This is a genomic window from Streptomyces sp. NPDC058796, from assembly GCF_042745235.1.
Lineage (GTDB): Bacteria > Actinomycetota > Actinomycetes > Streptomycetales > Streptomycetaceae > Streptomyces.
This window is the reverse complement of record NZ_JBHYOP010000002.1, coordinates 646,576-664,242: the sequence shown is the minus strand read 5'-3', so window position 1 is coordinate 664,242 and position 17,667 is coordinate 646,576. Positions and strand designations below refer to the sequence as shown.

At 68.6% G+C, this 17,667-nt stretch carries 13 protein-coding genes; 1 reads left to right on the top strand and 12 read right to left on the bottom strand.

Annotated features, from left to right (window positions below; genetic code table 11):
- Nucleotides 1-55: 55 nt before the first annotated feature.
- Nucleotides 56-250 carry a hypothetical protein gene (locus ACFW47_RS08340; RefSeq protein WP_043380305.1) on the bottom strand — a complete coding sequence of 65 codons (195 nt, stop codon included), beginning with the start codon at nucleotides 248-250 and terminating at the stop codon, nucleotides 56-58.
- Nucleotides 251-457: 207 nt separating this feature from the next.
- Here ACFW47_RS08340 and ACFW47_RS08335 point away from each other — a divergent pair, with 207 nt between their 5' ends.
- On the top strand, nucleotides 458-2,584 hold the full coding sequence (locus tag ACFW47_RS08335; RefSeq protein WP_386305206.1) for a prolyl oligopeptidase family serine peptidase: 2,127 nt from the start codon (nucleotides 458-460) through the stop codon (nucleotides 2,582-2,584).
- Nucleotides 2,585-2,712: 128 nt separating this feature from the next.
- Here ACFW47_RS08335 and ACFW47_RS08330 read toward each other — a convergent pair whose 3' ends face one another.
- The 11 genes from ACFW47_RS08330 to typA all read right to left on the bottom strand — a co-directional run bounded on the left by ACFW47_RS08330 (nucleotide 2,713) and on the right by typA (nucleotide 17,560).
- The gene (locus ACFW47_RS08330; protein WP_386287869.1) at nucleotides 2,713-3,780 is read right to left on the bottom strand and encodes an ABC transporter ATP-binding protein; all 1,068 of its coding nucleotides are present in this window, start codon (nucleotides 3,778-3,780) and stop codon (nucleotides 2,713-2,715) included.
- Nucleotides 3,773-4,756, bottom strand: a complete 984-nt coding sequence (locus ACFW47_RS08325; protein WP_386287867.1) for an ABC transporter ATP-binding protein — start codon at nucleotides 4,754-4,756, stop codon at nucleotides 3,773-3,775. Before ACFW47_RS08325 ends, ACFW47_RS08330 begins: the two co-directional genes overlap by 8 nt.
- 7 nt (nucleotides 4,757-4,763) lie before the next feature.
- Nucleotides 4,764-5,747: an ABC transporter permease gene (locus ACFW47_RS08320; protein WP_386287865.1), complete on the bottom strand. Its 984-nt coding sequence runs from the start codon at nucleotides 5,745-5,747 to the stop codon at nucleotides 4,764-4,766.
- Complete coding sequence (locus ACFW47_RS08315; RefSeq protein WP_386305205.1) at nucleotides 5,740-6,663, bottom strand: ABC transporter permease; 924 nt, start codon at nucleotides 6,661-6,663, stop codon at nucleotides 5,740-5,742. The genes ACFW47_RS08320 and ACFW47_RS08315 overlap by 8 nt, the downstream gene beginning before the upstream one ends.
- Nucleotides 6,664-6,672: 9 nt before the next feature.
- Nucleotides 6,673-8,301 carry an ABC transporter substrate-binding protein gene (locus ACFW47_RS08310; protein ID WP_386287861.1) on the bottom strand — a complete coding sequence of 543 codons (1,629 nt, stop codon included), beginning with the start codon at nucleotides 8,299-8,301 and terminating at the stop codon, nucleotides 6,673-6,675.
- Nucleotides 8,302-8,527: 226 nt separating this feature from the next.
- Entirely contained in the window at nucleotides 8,528-9,667 is a 1,140-nt protein-coding gene (locus ACFW47_RS08305) for an ABC transporter ATP-binding protein (RefSeq protein WP_386287859.1), read from the bottom strand.
- A 27-nt stretch (nucleotides 9,668-9,694) separates the two neighbouring features.
- The gene (locus ACFW47_RS08300; protein WP_386287857.1) at nucleotides 9,695-10,756 is read right to left on the bottom strand and encodes an ABC transporter ATP-binding protein; all 1,062 of its coding nucleotides are present in this window, start codon (nucleotides 10,754-10,756) and stop codon (nucleotides 9,695-9,697) included.
- Nucleotides 10,757-10,766: 10 nt separating this feature from the next.
- Entirely contained in the window at nucleotides 10,767-11,744 is a 978-nt protein-coding gene (locus ACFW47_RS08295) for an ABC transporter permease (RefSeq protein ID WP_382721888.1), read from the bottom strand.
- A gap of 112 nt (nucleotides 11,745-11,856) precedes the next feature.
- Entirely contained in the window at nucleotides 11,857-13,656 is a 1,800-nt protein-coding gene (locus ACFW47_RS08290; protein ID WP_386305203.1) for an ABC transporter substrate-binding protein, read from the bottom strand.
- A gap of 112 nt (nucleotides 13,657-13,768) precedes the next feature.
- Nucleotides 13,769-14,800 (bottom strand): ABC transporter permease, encoded by a 1,032-nt coding sequence (locus ACFW47_RS08285; protein ID WP_386287853.1) that lies wholly within the window; start codon nucleotides 14,798-14,800, stop codon nucleotides 13,769-13,771.
- Nucleotides 14,801-15,652: 852 nt separating this feature from the next.
- Nucleotides 15,653-17,560 carry a translational GTPase TypA gene (gene typA, locus ACFW47_RS08280; protein WP_386305202.1) on the bottom strand — a complete coding sequence of 636 codons (1,908 nt, stop codon included), beginning with the start codon at nucleotides 17,558-17,560 and terminating at the stop codon, nucleotides 15,653-15,655.
- Nucleotides 17,561-17,667: the final 107 nt, after the last annotated feature.

The window sequence follows — 17,667 nt, the reverse complement described above, 5'->3', positions numbered from 1 at the left end:
CTAAGAGGCCGCCGCCCTGACCACGACACGCCCCGACCGCGGCCGCCCGGCGTCGTCAGAAGCTGATGCTTCCGATCATCCCCGCGATGTTCGTCGTCAGCTCACTGATCGTGGGCGCGACGGTCGACGAGGCCAGGTAGAAGCCCAGCAGCATGCAGACGACCGCATGCCCCGCCTTCAGGCCTGACTTCTTGACCAGCAGGAAGACGATGATCGCCAGCAGCACAACCGCCGAAATCGAGAGTGCCACGGCGGCTCACCTCCAATAAGCCCAGGGACATGGGGGGGTCGGACGCAGTCGAACGCGATCGGTCGCAGTCGAACCTTGGGGCAGATAAATCCACGCAGCGGGCACCCGGTTGATACCCACTATGCGCTAGTGATCATAACTATCCGTGCGCGCGCATCTCTCGGCGCACGGCCGCACAAGGGGGCGCATGGCCAATATGGTCAAGGCATGACGACCGAGTCCGACTCCTTCCCCAAACGGCACGCCCGCACCCAGCGGTTCACGCTCGGCGCGCCGCGTTCGTTCGCCGTGGCGCCCGACGGTTCACGGGTCGCCTTCCTGCGCTCCGGTTCCGGTACGGACCGGGCCAACTCGCTGTGGATCCTCGACGTCGACGAGGGCGGGGAGCGCGTCGCCGCCGACCCGCGCGCCCTCCTGGGCGGCGCCGAGGAGCATCTGCCGCCCGAGGAACGGGCACGTCGGGAGCGCAGCCGCGAAGGTGGCGCCGGCATCGTCGGCTACGCCACCGACGCGGCCCTGGAGCTGGCCTCCTTCGCCTTGTCCGGGCGCCTCTTCGCGGCCGAGCTGCGGGCCGGGACCGCCCGCGAACTGTCCGTCCCCGGGCCGGTGATCGACCCGCGCCCCTCCCCCGACGGCCGGCACATCGCCTACGTCGCCCGGGGTGCCCTGCGCGTCGTCGGTGCCGAGGGCGGCGAGGACCGGGCGCTGGCCGAGGCGGAGGCGGAGGGCGTCACGTACGGGCTCGCCGAGTTCATCGCCGCCGAGGAGATGGGCCGCAGCCGGGGCTTCTGGTGGGGGCCGGAGTCGGACCGGCTGCTGGTGGCGCGCGTGGACGACACGCCGGTGCGGCGGTGGTGGATCTCCGATCCCGCCCACCCCGACCGTGACCCACACCACGTGCCGTATCCGGCGGCGGGCACCGCCAACGCGGACGTACGGCTGTTCGTGGTCGGGCTGGACGGGGGGCGCACGGAGGTCCTGTGGGACCGGGCCCGGTACCCGTATCTGGCGCGAGTGCACTGGTCAGCGGCGGGTGCCCCGCTCCTCCTCGTACAGGCGCGCGACCAGCGCAGCCAGCTGTTCCTGGCCGTTGACACCGAGTCCGGGGCGACCCGGATGGTGCACGCCGACGAAGATCCGATTTGGCTGGAACTCTTCCCCGGCGTCCCCTGCTGGAGCCCTTCCGGACAGCTCGTGCGGATCGCCGACGAGGGCGGCGCGCGGGTCCTGGCGGTCGGTGAACGGCCGCTCACCGGAGCCCAGTTGCACCTGCGGGCCGTGCTCGACGTGTCCGGCGACGACGTGCTGGTCTGCGCGTCGGCCGGTGAGGAGGCGGAGGGCCCCGAGACGGGCGAAGTGCACGTCTACCGGGTGAACGAACTCGGCGTGGAGCGCGTCTCCCAGGAGCCCGGCGTGCACTCCGCGGTGCGCGCCGGCAACGTGACCGTTCTGGTCTCGGCGACGCTCGACCGGCCGGGGGCCCGGGTGCAGGTCCTGCGGGACGGGAAGCCGGTGGCGACCGTCGCCACTTATGCCGAAGACCCCGGTTTGTCCCCGCGCGTGACGCTCACCGAAGGGGGCGCACGCCGTGTCCCGTGCGCCGTGCTTATGCCAAGGGACTACCACGGTGACACCCCCCTCCCCGTCCTCCTGGACCCGTACGGTGGCCCGCACGGCCAGCGTGTGGTGGCCGCGCACAACGCCCACCTCACCTCGCAGTGGTTCGCCGACCAGGGGTTCGCGGTGGTCGTCGCCGACGGACGGGGCACCCCGGGCCGCTCCCCCGCCTGGGAGAAGGCCGTCAAGGACGACATCGCCGCCGTCGTCCTCCAGGACCAGGTGGACGCCCTGCACGCCCTCGCCGCCGACTTCCCGCTGGACCTGAGCCGCGTGGCCATCCGGGGCTGGTCCTTCGGCGGCTACCTGGCGGCGCTGGCCGCGCTGCGCCGGCCGGACGTCTTCCACGCCGCCGTCGTCGGCGCCCCGGTCACCGACCTGCGGCTGTACGACACCCACTACCAGGAGCGCTACGTCGGCCACCCCGACGAGCAACCGGAGGTCTACCGCCGCAACTCGGTCATCGACGACGCGGGACTCGTCGACGCCGCAGAGCCGCACCGGCCCATGATGGTCATCCACGGGCTGGTGGACGACAACGTCGTGGTCGCCCACTCCCTGCGGCTGTCCTCGGCCCTGCTGGCCGCCGGCCGCCCGCACGAGGTGCTGCCGCTGTCCGGCGTCACGCACATGACCCCGCAGGAGTCGGTCGCCGAGAACCTGCTGCTGCTCCAGGTGGACTTCCTCAAGCGGTCGCTGAACATGCCGCGCACCTGACGTCACCCGTGTGCGCCGACCGCCTTAACACGCGGGCAACTTCACCGACGCGGTCCCGATATACGGACGCGGCACGCTGATCGGCGTACGGCCGTGCGGGTGCCGTGAGCGGGCCGGGGAGCGCCATGTCACCCCGGCCCGCTGCCGTGTCCGCCGTCCTCCGTCTCCGGCACCACCTGCTTCTCCTCGGCGAAGTGGCACGCCGAGTCGTGGGCGGCGGGGCCCTGGACGCCCCGGAACTCGGCGGGCACCGCCAGCGCCGGCACCTCCAGGGCGCAGCGCTCCCGCGCCTTCCAGCAGCGGGTGCGGAAGCGGCAGCCGGACGGGATGTTGGTCGGCGACGGGACGTCACCGGCCAGAATGATCCGCTCCCGGTGCTCCCGGGCCTCCGGGTCGGGCACGGGCACGGCGGACAGCAGCGCCTGGGTGTAGGGGTGGGTCGGATGGTCGTAGATCTCGGCGTCGCGGCCGGTCTCCACGATGCGGCCCAGGTACATCACGCCGACCCGGTCGGAGATGTGCCGGACGATCGAGAGGTCGTGGGCGATGAAGATGTAGGAGAGGTCGAACTCGTCCTGGAGGCGGCCCAGCAGGTTGATCACCTGGGCCTGCACGGAGACGTCCAACGCCGAGACCGGCTCGTCGGCGACGATGATCTCCGGGCGCAGGGCGAGACCCCGCGCGATGCCGATGCGCTGGCGCTGGCCGCCGGAGAACTGGTGGGGGTAGCGGTTGATGTACTCCGGGTTGAGGCCGACCACGTCCAGCAGGTGCTGGACCCGCCCCCGCCGGTCGCCCTTCGGGGCCACCTCCGGGTGGATGTCGTACGCCTCCCCGATGATGTCGCCGACCGTCATGCGCGGGTTGAGGGAGGTGTAGGGGTCCTGGAAGACCATCTGGATGTTGCGGCGTACGGCCTTCAGGGCCTTTCCGGACAGCCGGGTGATGTCCTCGCCCTTGTAGCGGATTTCGCCGGCCGTCGGCTTCTCCAGGTTGACCAGCATCTTGGCGACCGTGGACTTGCCGCAGCCGGACTCGCCGACGATGCCCAGGGTCTCCCCGCGGGCCAGCGTGAAGTCGACGCCGTCGACGGCCTTCACCGCGCCGACCTGCTTCTTGAAGAGGATGCCGGAGGTCAGCGGGTAGTGCTTGACCAGGCCGCGGACTTCGAGGATCGGCTCGGTGGTCTCAGCCATGCAGGCACTCCCTCCAGAAGTGGCAGGCGCTGCCCCGCTCGGCGTCGGACTCCGTGACGTCGTAGAGGGGAGGCACGTCGGTGCGGCAGACGTCCTGGGCCATTGGGCAGCGCGGGTGGAAGGCGCAGCCGGGCGGGATGCGGGTGAGGTTGGGCGGCAGGCCCTTGATGGCGTACAGCTCCTGGCCCTTCTGGTCCAGGCGCGGGATCGACTCCAGCAGGCCGCGGGTGTAGGGGTGGGCGGGCGCCTTGTAGATGTCGTGCACGGGGGCGGACTCGACGATCCGGCCCGCGTACATCACCGCGATCTTGTCGGCGACGTCGGCGACGACGCCGAGGTCGTGGGTGATCAGGATCAGGCCCATGTGCAGCTCGCGCTGGAGTTCCGCGAGCAGGTCCATCACCTGGGCCTGGACGGTGACGTCGAGGGCGGTGGTGGGCTCGTCGGCGATGATGAGCTTCGGCTCCAGGGCCATCGCCATGGCGATCATGATGCGCTGGCGCATGCCGCCGGAGAACTGGTGCGGGTACTGCCGCACCCTCTCCTTCGCGGCGGGGATGCGGACCCGGTCCATCAGCTCCACGGCCTTGGCGCGGGCGTCCTTGCGCGACATCCCCCGGTGGACGGTGAACATCTCGCCGAGCTGGTCGCCGACGGTGAGGACGGGGTTGAGCGAGGACAGCGCGTCCTGGAAGATCATCGCCATCTCGGCGCCGCGGACCTTCCGGCGCTCCTCCTCCTTCAGCTTCAGCAGGTCCCGGCCCTCGAAGAGGACCTCGCCGGCGGTGATCCGGCCGGGCGGCATGTCGAGGATGCCCATGACGGTCTGGGCGGTGACGGACTTGCCGGAGCCGGACTCGCCGAGGACCGCCAGGGTCTCGCCCGCGTCGACCCCGTAGCTGACGCCGTTGACGGCCTTGGCGACGCCGTCGCGGGTGTGGAACTCCACGTGCAGGTCGCGCACTTCGAGCAGCATGCGGGGCTCACCTCAGCTTCGGGTCGAGGGCGTCGCGCACCGCGTCGCCGAGCATGATGAACGCGAGGACGGTGACGGCGAGGGCTCCGGAGGGCCAGAGCAGGGCGTGCGGGGCGTTGCGTACGTAGGGGGCGGCGGCGGAGATGTCGATGCCCCAGGAGACGCTGGGCGGCTTGAGGCCGACGCCGAGGAAGGACAGGGTCGCCTCCAGGGAGATGTAGGTGCCCAGCGCGATGGTGGCGACGACGATGACCGGCGCGATCGCGTTGGGCGCGATGTGGCGCAGCAGGAGCCGGGAGTTGGAGGCGCCGAGCGCGCGGGCCGCCTGGACGTAGTCGTTCTGCTTGGCGGTGATGACGGAGCCGCGGGCGATGCGGGAGATCTGCGGCCAGCCGAGCAGCACGATGAAGCCGATGACCGGCCAGACGGTGTTGCTGGTGATGACGGAGAGCAGGACCAGGCCGCCGAGGACCACCGGGATCGCGAAGAACACGTCGGTGATCCGGGAGAGGATCGCGTCCCCCGCGCCGCCGAAGAAGCCGGCGAGCCCGCCCAGCACGCTGCCGAGGACGGCGACCCCCAGCGTGGCGAGGACGCCGACCGCCACCGACGTACGGGCGCCGTAGACGGTGCGGGTGTAGACGTCACAGCCCTGGCCGTTGAAGCCGAAGGGGTGGCCGGACTGGGAGCCCTCCTGGGCCTTGGCCAGGTCGCACTTGAGGGGGCTGCCGGAGGCGATCAGGGACGGCCAGATGGAGATCACGATCAGGAAGAGGATCACCAGGGCCGAGATGATGAAGACGGGGTTGCGGCGCAGGTCGTGCCAGGCGTCGGACCAGAGGCTGCGGGGCTTGTCCCGCGGGTCCGCCCCGTCCGGTTCCGGCGGCTGCTCCAGCGTGACCGCCTCGCTCGCGCCCAGGTCCATCTGCCCGCCCATGCCGGTGCCGGCGACGGCGCGCTCGGGCTCGTAGGGCTGCTGGTGGTCAGGCATAGCGGATCCTCGGGTCGAGTACGGCGTACAGGAGGTCGACGAGGAGGTTGGCGACGAGGAAGACGAGGACCAGGACGGTGACGAAGCCGACCACGGTCTGGGTGTTCTGGCGCAGGATGCCCTGGTAGAGCTGGTAGCCGACGCCGTGGATGTTGAAGATCCGCTCGGTGACGATGGCGCCGCCCATCAGGGCGCCGATGTCGGTGCCGATGAAGGTGACGACGGGGATGAGGGAGTTGCGCAGCAGGTGCCGGGTGATGACCCGGTGGCGCGGCAGGCCCTTGGCGACGGCGGTGCGCACGTAGTCGGAGCGCCGGTTCTCCGCGATGGAGGTGCGGGTCAGGCGGGTGACGTACGCCAGGGAGACCGAGGCGAGGACCAGGCCGGGGACGATCAGCTCGCGGAAGGGTGCCTCGGTGGAGACGGCCGGGTCGATCCACCCCCACTTGACGCCGAGCAGGAGCTGGAGGAGGAGGCCGGTGACGAAGGTGGGGACGGAGATGACGACGAGGGTCAGGAGCAGCACCCCGGTGTCGACGGGGCGGCCGCGGCGCAGACCGGTGACGACACCGAGGATGATGCCGACGACGATCTCGAAGAGGATCGCCACGACGGTCAGCCGGATGGTGACCGGGAAGGCCGTGCCCATCAGCTCGGTGACCGGCTGGCCGTTGAAGGCGGTGCCGAAGTCGCCGGTGAAGAGGTTGCCCATGTAGGTGGCGTACTGCTGCCACACGGGCTGGTCGAGGCCGAACTCGTGCCGCAGCTGCGCGGCCGTCGCCGGGTCGCACTCCCGGTCGCCGCAGAGTCCCGCGATGGGGTCGCCCATCACGTTGACCATCAGGAAGATCAGCAGCGTGGCCCCGATGAAGACCGGGATCATCTGGAGCAGCCGCCGGACGACGTAGCGTCCCATGGCGCCCCCTCAGCCGACCTTGATCTCGTTGTAGACCGGGACGCTGAACGGGTTGAGCTCCACGTTGGACAGCCGCTCCGAGTAGCCGGCGCTGCCGTTCTGGTACCAGAGCGGGATGGCGCCCATCTCGTCCCTCAGGACTTCCTCGGCCTGCTGGAAGAGGTCGATGGCCTTGGCGGTGTCGGTCTCGGCGTTGGCCTGGTCGACGAGGTCGTCGAACTTCTCGTTGGACCACTTGCCGTCGTTGGAGGAGGCGCCCGTGTAGTAGAGCGGCTGGAGGAAGTTCTGGATGAGCGGGTAGTCCATCTGCCAGCCGGCGCGGAAGGGGCCGCTCATCTTCTGGTCGGTGATCTGGTTGCGGAAGTCGGCGAAGGTGCCGACCGGGTTGCCGACGCAGGCGCGGTCGTTGTCCAGGGCGTTGTTGATGGAGTTGCAGACCGCGTCGACCCACTGCTTGTGGGAGCCGGTGTCGGCGTTGTACGTGATCTTGACCTGGCCGCCGGGGAGGCCGCCGCCGTCCCTGATCAGTTTCTTGGCCTCGTCGGGCTTGTACTCGCAGGCCTCGCCGCACAGACCGGCCTTGTAGCCGCCGTCCTCACCGAGGACGGGTGAGGTCCAGTCGGTGGCCGGGGTGCGGGTCTGCTGGAAGATCGTGTCGGTGATCTGCTTGCGGTCGATCGCCATGGACAGGCCCTTGCGGACCTTCTCGGAGCCGGGCTTGCTCCAGTCGTTGTCGTAGAACGGGAAGGCGATGGTCTGGATGATGCCGGCGGGGGCGTTGATGTACCGGTCGCCGAGGTCGCTCTTGACGTTCTTGAGCTGGGCGGCGGGGATGTCGTCGACGAGGTCGAGGTTGCCCGCCATCAGGTCGGTGTAGGCGGTGTTGTTGTCGGTGTAGACCTTGAGGTCGACGCCGCCGTTCTGCGCCTTCTCCGGGCCGGGGTACTCCTCCCACTTGCGCAGGGACATCTGGGAGCCGCGGGTGTAGTTGTCCACCATGTACGGGCCGTTGCCGACGGGCTTCTTCAGCCAGGCGTCGTGGTCGTCGAAGAAGGCCCGGGGCAGCGGCGCGAAGGCCGGGTAGCCGAGGGTGTCGGGGAAGGTGGAGAACTTCTGGCTGAGCCTGACGGTGAAGGTGAGCGGCCCGGTGACCTTCAGCCCGGAGAGGGTGTCGGCGCTCTGCTCGCCGCTCTCGGGGTGCACCTTGTCGTAGCCGTCGATGTACGCGAAGAAGTAGGCGTTGCGCTGGTTGTTCTTCAGGCTGGCCCCGTAGTTCCAGGCGTCCACGAAGGACTGGGCGGTGACCTTCTCACCGTTGGAGAAGGTCCAGCCGTCCTTGACGGTGACGGTGAAGTTCTGCGAGTCGGAGGTCTCGATCTTCTCGGCGAGCATGTTCTGCGCCTCGCCGGTCTCCGGGTCGTACTTCTTCAGCCCCCGGAAGATCATGTCGAGGACCTTGCCGCCCTGCACCTCGTTGGTGTTGGCCGGCTCCAGCGGGTTCTGCGGGTCGCCCCAGGAGGAGCTGAGCACGGCGCCGGCGTCTCCCCCGCCGCTTTTGCCCCCGCCTCCGCAGCCCGCCGCCGCGAGGACTGCCGCCGCCGCGCAAGCGGCCCATTTGGCGTGCCTGACTCCGCGCATGGGGTGCCTCCTCGCGCCCTGACCCGTCCGGCTCGTTCCCCGACGCGTCCGCTGATCTCTCCGCTGATCCATTACCGGCCAGCATCAGGGGGCGGGCACGAAAACGCCCGTTCGCCCGGTCCGTACGGGTACGGCACTGCTCCGGACGGGGGTGCCGGACACACGGGAACCGGGGCGGGAGCCCGTGCTCCCGCCCCGGTTCCGGGGTGCCGTGCCGGTGGCCGGCTCAGCCCTTGGCGACCCGCTTGCCGCCGTCGTCCTCCAGGGCCTTCAGCCCCGGGTCCATCACCACGTCCTCGGCCCGCGCCTCGATGGTGGGCTCCTCCGGGAAGTGGCAGGCGGTCAGGTGACCCGCCCTGCTGCCCTCGATGCGGACCAGCGGCGGCTCCTCGGTCGCGCACTTGTCCTGCGCCTTCCAGCACCGGGTGCGGAACCGGCAGCCGGACGGCGGGGCGATCGGCGACGGGACGTCGCCCTCCAGGCGGATGCGCTCCCTCTTGTCGCCGTCGATGTCGGCTTCCGGCACCGCGGACAGCAGCGCGTGGGTGTACGGGTGCCGGGGCCGCGTGTAGATCGACTCCCGGTCCGCGATCTCCACGATCTTGCCGAGGTACATCACCGCGACGCGCTGCGAGAAGTGACGCACGATCGCCAGGTCGTGGGCGATGAAGACGAACGCGATGCCCATCTCCCGCTGCACTTCCTGCAGCAGGTTCACCACCTGGGCCTGGATCGACACGTCCAGGGCCGAGACCGGCTCGTCCGCGACGATCAGCTTCGGCTCCAGGGCGACGGCGCGCGCGACGCCGATGCGCTGGCGCTGACCGCCGGAGAACTCGTGCGGGAAGCGGTTGTAGTGCTCCGGGTTGAGACCGACGATCTCCAGGAGCTCCCGGACGCGCTTCTCACGGCCGCCGGGCGGGTTGATCCCGTTGATCTCCATCGGGCCCGAGATGATCGTGCCGACCGTCTGCCGCGGGTTCAGCGACGCGTACGGGTCCTGGAAGATCATCTGGATCTCGGACCTGATCGGCGCCAGCTGCCTGCGGCTGGCCCGGCTGATGTCCTGGCCCTTGTACTGGATGGTGCCCTGCGTGGGCTCGTACAGCCGGGTCAGCAGCCGGCCGGTGGTCGACTTGCCGCAGCCGGACTCGCCGACCAGGCCGAGGCTCTCGCCCGGGTAGACCTCGAAGTCGACGCCGTCGACGGCCTTGACGTGGCCGACGGTGCGCTTGATCGGGAAGCCGCCCTTGATCGGGAAGTGCTTCGTCAGGCCGCTGACCTTGAGGAGGGGGCCGCCGTCGCCGTCCCGCTGCTGCGGGATCGGGTCGGCCACCGCCGTGGTGGTCTTGCTGTTGTCGCTCATGGTGATGCCCCAGTCGCCGGTTTCCGCTCAGCCCAGCCGGGGCTGAATCTTCTCGATGAACGCCTGCTGCCGCTGTTCCCCCGTCAGGTGACAGGCCGCGGCCCGCCCGGCGGCGAGCGTCGGCCGCTCACCGGAGCAACGGTCCCCGGACACCTTGTCGGTGAAGGCGCACCGCGGGTGGAACGCGCAGCCCGAGGGCGGGTTGAGCAGCGAGGGCGGCGACCCGGGGATGGGCAGCAGCGGCTCGTCCACGTCGGAGGAGAGCCTCGGCATGGAGCCCAGCAGCCCCCAGGTGTACGGGTGCTGAGGCGTCTTGAGCACCTCGCGCACCGTCCCGCGCTCGACGGCCCGGCCCGCGTACATCACGAGGATGTCGTCGGCCATGTTGGCGACCACGCCGAGGTCGTGGGTGATCATGATGATGGCGGAGCCGAACTCCTGCTGCAGGTCCTTGAGCAGGTCGAGGATCTGCGCCTGCACCGTCACGTCGAGTGCCGTGGTCGGCTCGTCGGCGATGAGCAGGTCCGGGTCGCAGGCGAGCGCCATGGCGATCATGGCGCGCTGCCGCATACCGCCGGAGAACTGGTGCGGGTAGTCGTCGACCCGCTTCTGCGGGTGCGGGATGCCGACCTTCTCCAGCAGGTCGATGGCGCGCACCCGGGCGTCCTTCTTGGAGGCGCCGGTGTGCTTCATGAACGGCTCACCGATCTGCCGGCCGACCGTGTAGTACGGCGACAGCGCGGTCAGCGCGTCCTGGAAGATCATCGCCATCTTCTTGCCGCGGAGCGACTCCAGCTGCTTCTCACCGGCGCCGGTCAGCTCCTGGCCGTCCAGCGTGATCGACCCGTCGATGGCGGTCTTCCGGCGGTCGTGCAGGCCGAGGACGGCCAGGTTGGTCACCGACTTGCCGGAGCCGGACTCGCCCACGATGCCGAGGGTCTTGCCGCGCTCCAGGTCGAAGGAGAGCCCGTCCACCGCCTTGACGACGCCGCCCTCGGTGGAGAAGTGGACCTTGAGGTCGCGCACCGAGAGGAAGGCGTCCCCCGAGGCGGCGGCAGCGGCCTCTTCGGGCTTGGTCTGAGTGGTCACGGTGGTTCTCCTAGGACAGGCGCACGCGCGGGTCGATGACGGCGTACATGGCGTCCACGATCAGGTTGAAGACGATGATGAGCGCGGCGCTGACGAGCATGACGCCCATCAGCATCGGCAGGTCCTTGTTGGTGACGGAGTCCAGGGCGAGCCGGCCGATGCCGGCCAGGCCGAACGTCATCTCCGTGACCATGCCGCCGCCCATCAGCGCCGACAGGTCGATGCCGAGGATGGTGACGATGGGGATGAGGGAGCCGCGCCAGGCGTAGCGGAAGAAGGTGTAGTTGCCCGACATGCCCTTGGCGCGGGCCGCTCTCACATGCTCTTCCTGCAGTTGCTCGATCATCGACGAGCGGCTCATCCGGGTGTAGTTGGCGGTGAAGATGGTCGCCATCACCAGCCAGGGGATGAGCAGACCCATGAACCAGCCGCCGAGGTCCTCGGAGAAGGGCACGTACTTCGGCTTCTCCAGCCAGCCGGTGGAGTACACCAGCGGGATCATCACCAGCGGGCCGAGGAAGTAGATCTGCAGGGAGCTGATGACCAGGGAGCTGGAGCTGAAGGTCTTGTCGATCCAGGTGCCGCGGAACTTGGCGGCCAGCAGACCGGCGCCGAGGCCGACGGTGAGGAAGACCAGGAGGCTGCCGACGGTCAGCGAGATGGTCAGCGGGAAGCGGTCCAGGATGGTGTCCCAGACGTTCTGGTCGTTGGCGAAGGACACACCGAAGCAGGGGGCCGGGCAGTGCCCGACGGCGAAGTCACGGCCGGCGAAGATCCCGACCATGAAGTCCCAGTACTGGACGGTGACCGGCTTGTCGAGGCCCAGGTTCTTGTGGATGATCGCCAGCGCGTCCGGAGTGCAGTTCTTGCCACAGGCCAGCATGGCCGGGTCCTGCGGGATCGCGAAGAACATGAAGAACGTGAACGCACTGATCAGCAGGAGGATCAGCGCCGCGCCGAACGTCCGGCGAATGAGGAATTGAAGCATGGCAGACAGCTGCTCTCAGGACGGCGGCAGTCGGGTGGGAGGCTGGGAGGGGTCCGGGGCCGGTGGTGGGCGCTCCGCCGCGCGCCCACCACCGGATTCCCGACCGAGCGGGTTACTTCTTCAGGAAGATCCGCGTGACGTCCACGTAGCTGGAGTCGTGGCTGTAGCGGATGCCGCCGATGTTCGAACCGAAGATCTGGAAGACCTTGGTGTAGTACAGCGGGGCGGCCGGGTTGACCTCCGTGGAGATGTACTTGGCCAGCTCGGCCCACGCCTTGGTGGCCTCGGCCGTGTCCGTGATCTTCTCGATGCGCTTGATCTCGGAGTTGACGTGGTCGTCGTTGATGTGCGAGTAGTTCGACGCGCCGTCCTGGATCTGCGTGCCGTCGTACACCGGCGGGATGACCGTGGAGGCGGACGGCCAGTCCTGGCCCCAGCCGGTCATGTACAGGTCGTAGCCGTTCTTGACCTTACCGACCTGCTCGTACCAGGTGGCGGAGTCGATCTCCTTCTTCTGGATGTCCAGACCGATCTTCTCCAGCGCGTCGGCGATCAGCACGGCCTGCTTCTGGCGGGTCGGCGTGTTCGCGTAGGCGTAGACCAGGCTCTTGCCCTCGAAGCCGCCTTCCTTGATCAGCTTCTTGGCGGCCTCGATGTCGCCGTTGGGCTTCTTCAGCCGGTTGAACGGGTCGAACTCCGCGTCGTAGCCCGGAGTGGTGGGCGAGATCAGCGAGTTGGCGACCTCACCGCCGTAGGCACCGCCGTCGGCCTTGAAGACGGAGTCGGAGGGCATCGCCATGGTGATGGCGTCACGGAGCTTCTTGTCCTTGACGCGGTCCATGTTGAAGTTGAGCTGCCACACGTAGGGCGCGTAACCCTGGATGGTGCGCTTCATCGCCTCCTTGTCGCTCACCACCTTCTGGAGCTGGGTGGTGGCGACCTGACCCGTGAACATCATGGCGTTCTTGGCCTCGCCCTGGTCGGCGAGGAGGGTCTTGGTCTGGTTCTCGTCGTCGGAGTTCATCGAGATGTTGAAGCCGTCGACGTACTGGTGGCGCACGGAGTCGGACTTCGGGTCCCACTGGTCGTTCTTGACCAGCTGCATGGACTTGCCCGGCTTGAAGTCGGCGATCTTGTACGGGCCGACGGAGACCGGGTCGGAGTCGTACTTCGCCTTGGTGTCCGTCTCCTCCGGGACGACGCTGTAACCGGGCATGGTCAGCATCTGCGGGAGGTCGGGGCGCGCTTCCTTGAAGTGGAAGACGATCGTCTTGTCGTCCGGCGTCTCCAGGACGGAGTCGGGCAGGTGCTTGCCCTTGTCCGGGCCCTGGTACGCGTCGCGGTAGGTGGTGCCGGCACCGGACAGCCACTGCTGCAGGTACGTCGGGCCGTCGGTGATGTAGTTCGAGTACAGGCGCTCGACCGTGTTGCGGATGTCCGCAGAGTTGATCGGGTTCCCGTTCTCGTCCTTCAGGTTGTCCTTCAGGGTGTACGTCCAGGTCTTGCCGCCGTCCGACGTCTTGCCCGCGTCGGTGGCGAGGTCGCCCACGACGGTCAGGTTGCCCTGGTCGTCCTCGTCGTACTGGGTCAGGCCGCGGAAGATGAGGCGGCTGAGCAGCTTGCCGTCCGAGACGTAGATCTGGCCCGGGTCCAGGTGCGAGAAGTCCGCCTCCTGGTAGACCGTCACGGTGCCGCCCGGCTTGGCGCCCGGCACCTCGGGGGCCGGACCGGTCGACGCCTGCGCGTCACCGATCTGGACCGGCTTCGACTGCGACTTGGCGTCCTCCTTGGTCTTGCTCTTGTCCTTGGAGGAGCTGTCGCTGCCGCCACCACCGCAGGCGGTGAGGGTGAGTGCGCCGGCCGCGACCGCGACTATCGCGGCCGTGGCGGTGCGGTTACGGAAGATGCTCATAGGGACGAATCCACCTGCCTGTGAGTAGTGAACACTGCTGGTACTTGGCCGAGGGCGGGCTGAGCGGCGCCGGTCCGGCCGGGCGGGGGTGTGGGGGGATTCCCCTGGGGGATCAGCGGCTCGACTTGGGATCGAAGGCGTCCCGCACCGAGTCGCCGAGGAGGTTGAAGGCCACCATGAAGACCACCATGGCCACTCCGGGGAAGAGCATGTAGTACGGGTCCTGCTCGACGATGTTGGCGCCGATGGCGAACATCCGTCCCCAGTCCGGCGTGGGCTCGACGTAGCCGACGCCCACGAAGGAGAGGAACGCGATGCTCAGGATGGTGCTCGGCAGCGTCAGCGTCGCCTGTACCAGCGTCGGGGTGACGATGTTGGGCAGCAGCTCCTTGCGGATGATGCGCCAGGGCGAGGCCCCGGAGATGCGCGCCGCCTCGACGAACTCCCGGTCGCGCAGGGAGAGGGTGGCGCCGCGGACGATGCGGGCCATGCTCATCCAGCCCAGGAAGGACAGGACGATGATGATGGCGGCGGCCCGCACGTAGGTGGGCGTCTCCTTGTCCGGGGCGACGAAGACCGTGGTGATGACGGGCATCGCGGCGACGAAGAACAGCTGGCTGGGCAGCGCCATGAAGAAGTCGGTCACCCGGCCGAGCCAGTAGTCGATCTTCCCGCCGAAGTAGCCGCCGGTGAGACCGATCAGCACGCCCAGGATCGTCATGATGAGGGTCGCCGCCAGCGCGGTGGCGATCGAGTTGCGCATGCCGTACAGCAGCTGCGTGAACACGTCGCGGCCCAGGCCCGGTTCGATGCCGAACCAGAACTCCCCGTCGATGCCGCCGAACGGCGCCGCCGGCATGGTGAACATGTCGAGCAGCTCGGGCCGCTCCTGCCCGTAGAGCGTGTACGGGTCCTTGCCGTAGACCTTAGAAATCAGGGGCGCCGCGGCGGAGATCACGAAGAAGAAGAGGACGACGCATGCCGAGATCACACCGGCCCGGTCGCGCTTGAAGCGCGCCCACATCAACTGCCCCGGCTTCTGCCCCACCGGCTCCTTCGGCTTGTCGGCGTCGCCCTTGGGCGCGCTCTCCTTGTCCAAGACGGAAGAGGCTTCAGCACCCTCAAGCTCGATTGGACTCGTCATGATTCGTCCGTTTCACAGGTTGGAGGTCGTCGGGGGCGCACTGCGGTCCGACGGCCTTCGCACGGCGTACGTCATTCGCAGCGCGCGAGGGGAACAACGACGGAGGGGCGGCGTCACCACCCCTGGGGAACCCTGGCTCGCGGTCGGGGCCTACCGACCGACGGAACGAGTCGTCAAGGGAGTTCGCGACGTCGCGTCGCTACCGCAACCACCGTGACGGCACAGGACGCGCCCGCGGGGCCTTCAGCCGCCATCGGGGACGATGCGACCCATATGGCGCTTGTGGCACCTCGCATGGGTTCCTCCTCATGAATCCGCTGGTTCACCGCAAAGAGGAGCACATGACTCATCCCGGCCACCTCGCGGTGCCGGAAATCGTCTGGTGCCCCCGCGCTCGCGAGTCTTCGCCCTCAGCGCGTGACCCGTTCATTCGAGCTTTACGCGCCTAACTATCTGCCATCCGCAGGGGAACGAACCACACTCTTGAGGTCTCGGTTCGATCACAGATAGGGGCTAGATCTTTCAAAATCCGGACAAAGGGTTTGGTGAGAGATCACTGCGAAACGGACTTGTTACACATCTGGCGGTGGTCACTGTCCGCATAGCGAACGCCGGTGTGACGAAAAGTGATTGCGCGTAACGCGTCCGCAGTGCAGAGTCCCGTGCAGGACTGTCCTGCGTTCGGCACGCCGCGCCGGCGGGCCGGGCGAAATGCTTCCGCGGAGGTTAGTGCGGTTCCGGCCGCTGGGCGGCGTTCCGCCTCCGAATCGAGGGTTTTCCCTAGAGTTGACCCGAAACGGCACCGGGCCCCACGTGTTCACGTGGGGCCCGGTGCCGTTTTGGAACGGGGTGTCAGCCGTGCTTGGCGCGGCTCGCGGCGCGGGCGCGCTCGCGGGCGTCCAGGTTCACCTTGCGGATGCGGACGGCCTCCGGCGTGACCTCGACGCACTCGTCGTCGCGGCAGAACTCCAGCGACTGCTCCAGCGAGAGCTTGCGCGGCGGGACGATCGACTCGGTCACATCGGCCGTGGACGACCGCATGTTGGTGAGCTTCTTCTCCTTGGTGATGTTGACGTCCATGTCGTCGGCGCGGGAGTTCTCGCCGACGATCATGCCCTCGTACACCTCGGTGCCGGGCTCGGTGAAGAGCACGCCGCGCTCCTGGAGGTTGGTCATCGCGAACGCGGTGACGGCACCGGAGCGGTCGGCGACCAGCGAGCCGTTGTTGCGGGTCTGCAGCGTGCCGAACCAGGGCTCGTGGCCCTCGTGGATGGAGTGGGCGATGCCGGTGCCGCGGGTCTGGGTCAGGAACTCCGTCCGGAATCCGATCAGACCGCGGGACGGCACCACGAACTCCATGCGCACCCAGCCCGAGCCGTGGTTGGACATGTTGTCCATCCGGCCCTTGCGCACGCCCATGAGCTGCGTGACCGCGCCCATGTGCTCCTCGGGCACGTCGATCGTCATCCGCTCGACGGGCTCGTACGTCTTGCCCTCGACCTCCTTGGTGACGACCTGCGGCTTGCCGATGGTCAGCTCGAAGCCCTCGCGGCGCATCTGCTCGACCAGGATGGCCAGCGCCAGCTCACCGCGGCCCTGCACCTCCCAGGCGTCCGGGCGTTCGGTGTCCAGGACGCGGAGCGACACGTTGCCGATCAGCTCGCGGTCCAGGCGGTCCTTGACCTGACGGGCGGTGACCTTGCGGTCCTTGACGGCCGCCTTGTTGTCCGCGCCCTTGCCGGTGGCGCCGCGGCCGACCAGCGGGGAGGTGTTGGTGCCGATGACCATGGAGATCGCGGGCTCGTCCACCGTGATCAGCGGCAGCGGGACCGGGTTCTCCTGGTCGGCCAGGGTCTCGCCGATCATGATGTCCGGGATGCCTGCGACGGCGCAGATGTCACCGGGGCCGGCCTTCTCGGCGGGCTTGCGGGTGAGCGCCTCGGTCATCATCAGCTCGGAGATGCGCACGTTGCTGACCGAGCCGTCGCGCTTCATCCAGGCGACCGTCTGGCCCTTCTTCAGCTCGCCCTGGTGGACGCGGAGCAGGGCGATGCGGCCGAGGAAGTTGTCGGCGTCGAGGTTGGTCACGTGCGCCTGGAGCGGGGCGTCCTCGTCGTAGGTCGGCGCCGGGATGTGCTCCAGGATGGTGGAGAAGAACGGCTCCAGGTTGGTGGAGTCCGCGGGGACCGTGCCGTCGTCGGGCTTGGTGAGGGAGGCGACGCCGTCCCGGCCGCAGGCGTAGACGATCGGGAACTCGATCTGCTCCTCGTCGGCGTCCAGGTCGAGGAAGAGGTCGTAGGTCTCGTTGACGACCTCGTCGATCCGGGCGTCCGGACGGTCCGTCTTGTTGATGCAGAGAATGATCGGCAGCCGCTGGTGCAGCGCCTTGCGCAGCACGAAGCGGGTCTGCGGCAGCGGACCCTCGGAGGCGTCCACGAGCAGCACGACACCGTCGACCATCGACAGACCGCGCTCGACCTCGCCGCCGAAGTCGGCGTGGCCGGGGGTGTCGATGATGTTGATCGTGATCGGGTCCCCGCCGTCCTTCGGGTGGTACTTCACCGCGGTGTTCTTGGCGAGGATCGTGATGCCCTTCTCACGCTCCAGGTCGTTCGAGTCCATCATGCGGTCGTCGACGGAGTCGAGCTGGTGCGCGGCGAAGGCACCGGCCTGCTTGAGCATTCCGTCGACGATGGTGGTCTTGCCGTGGTCGACGTGGGCGACGATGGCGACGTTGCGGATGTCGTGGCGCGTGGCCATAGTGAGGCGTACTCCCGGAAGTGTGAGGTCGGCCTCGCGCACGTCCGTGTCACGCGGGCCTGCCGGGCGGTACATGCCACGGCCTCACCCCATGGTACGGGGCCCCG

Coding starts and splice junctions, on each gene's coding strand:
- ACFW47_RS08335 (WP_386305206.1), top strand. CDS start 458: ATGACGACCGAGTCCGACTCCTTCCCCAAACGGCACGCCCGCACCCAG.
- ACFW47_RS08330 (WP_386287869.1), bottom strand. CDS start 3,780: ATGGCTGAGACCACCGAGCCGATCCTCGAAGTCCGCGGCCTGGTCAAG.
- ACFW47_RS08325 (WP_386287867.1), bottom strand. CDS start 4,756: ATGCTGCTCGAAGTGCGCGACCTGCACGTGGAGTTCCACACCCGCGAC.
- ACFW47_RS08320 (WP_386287865.1), bottom strand. CDS start 5,747: ATGCCTGACCACCAGCAGCCCTACGAGCCCGAGCGCGCCGTCGCCGGC.
- ACFW47_RS08315 (WP_386305205.1), bottom strand. CDS start 6,663: ATGGGACGCTACGTCGTCCGGCGGCTGCTCCAGATGATCCCGGTCTTC.
- ACFW47_RS08310 (WP_386287861.1), bottom strand. CDS start 8,301: ATGCGCGGAGTCAGGCACGCCAAATGGGCCGCTTGCGCGGCGGCGGCA.
- ACFW47_RS08305 (WP_386287859.1), bottom strand. CDS start 9,667: ATGAGCGACAACAGCAAGACCACCACGGCGGTGGCCGACCCGATCCCG.
- ACFW47_RS08295 (WP_382721888.1), bottom strand. CDS start 11,744: ATGCTTCAATTCCTCATTCGCCGGACGTTCGGCGCGGCGCTGATCCTC.
- ACFW47_RS08290 (WP_386305203.1), bottom strand. CDS start 13,656: ATGAGCATCTTCCGTAACCGCACCGCCACGGCCGCGATAGTCGCGGTC.
- ACFW47_RS08285 (WP_386287853.1), bottom strand. CDS start 14,800: ATGACGAGTCCAATCGAGCTTGAGGGTGCTGAAGCCTCTTCCGTCTTG.
- typA (WP_386305202.1), bottom strand. CDS start 17,560: ATGGCCACGCGCCACGACATCCGCAACGTCGCCATCGTCGCCCACGTC.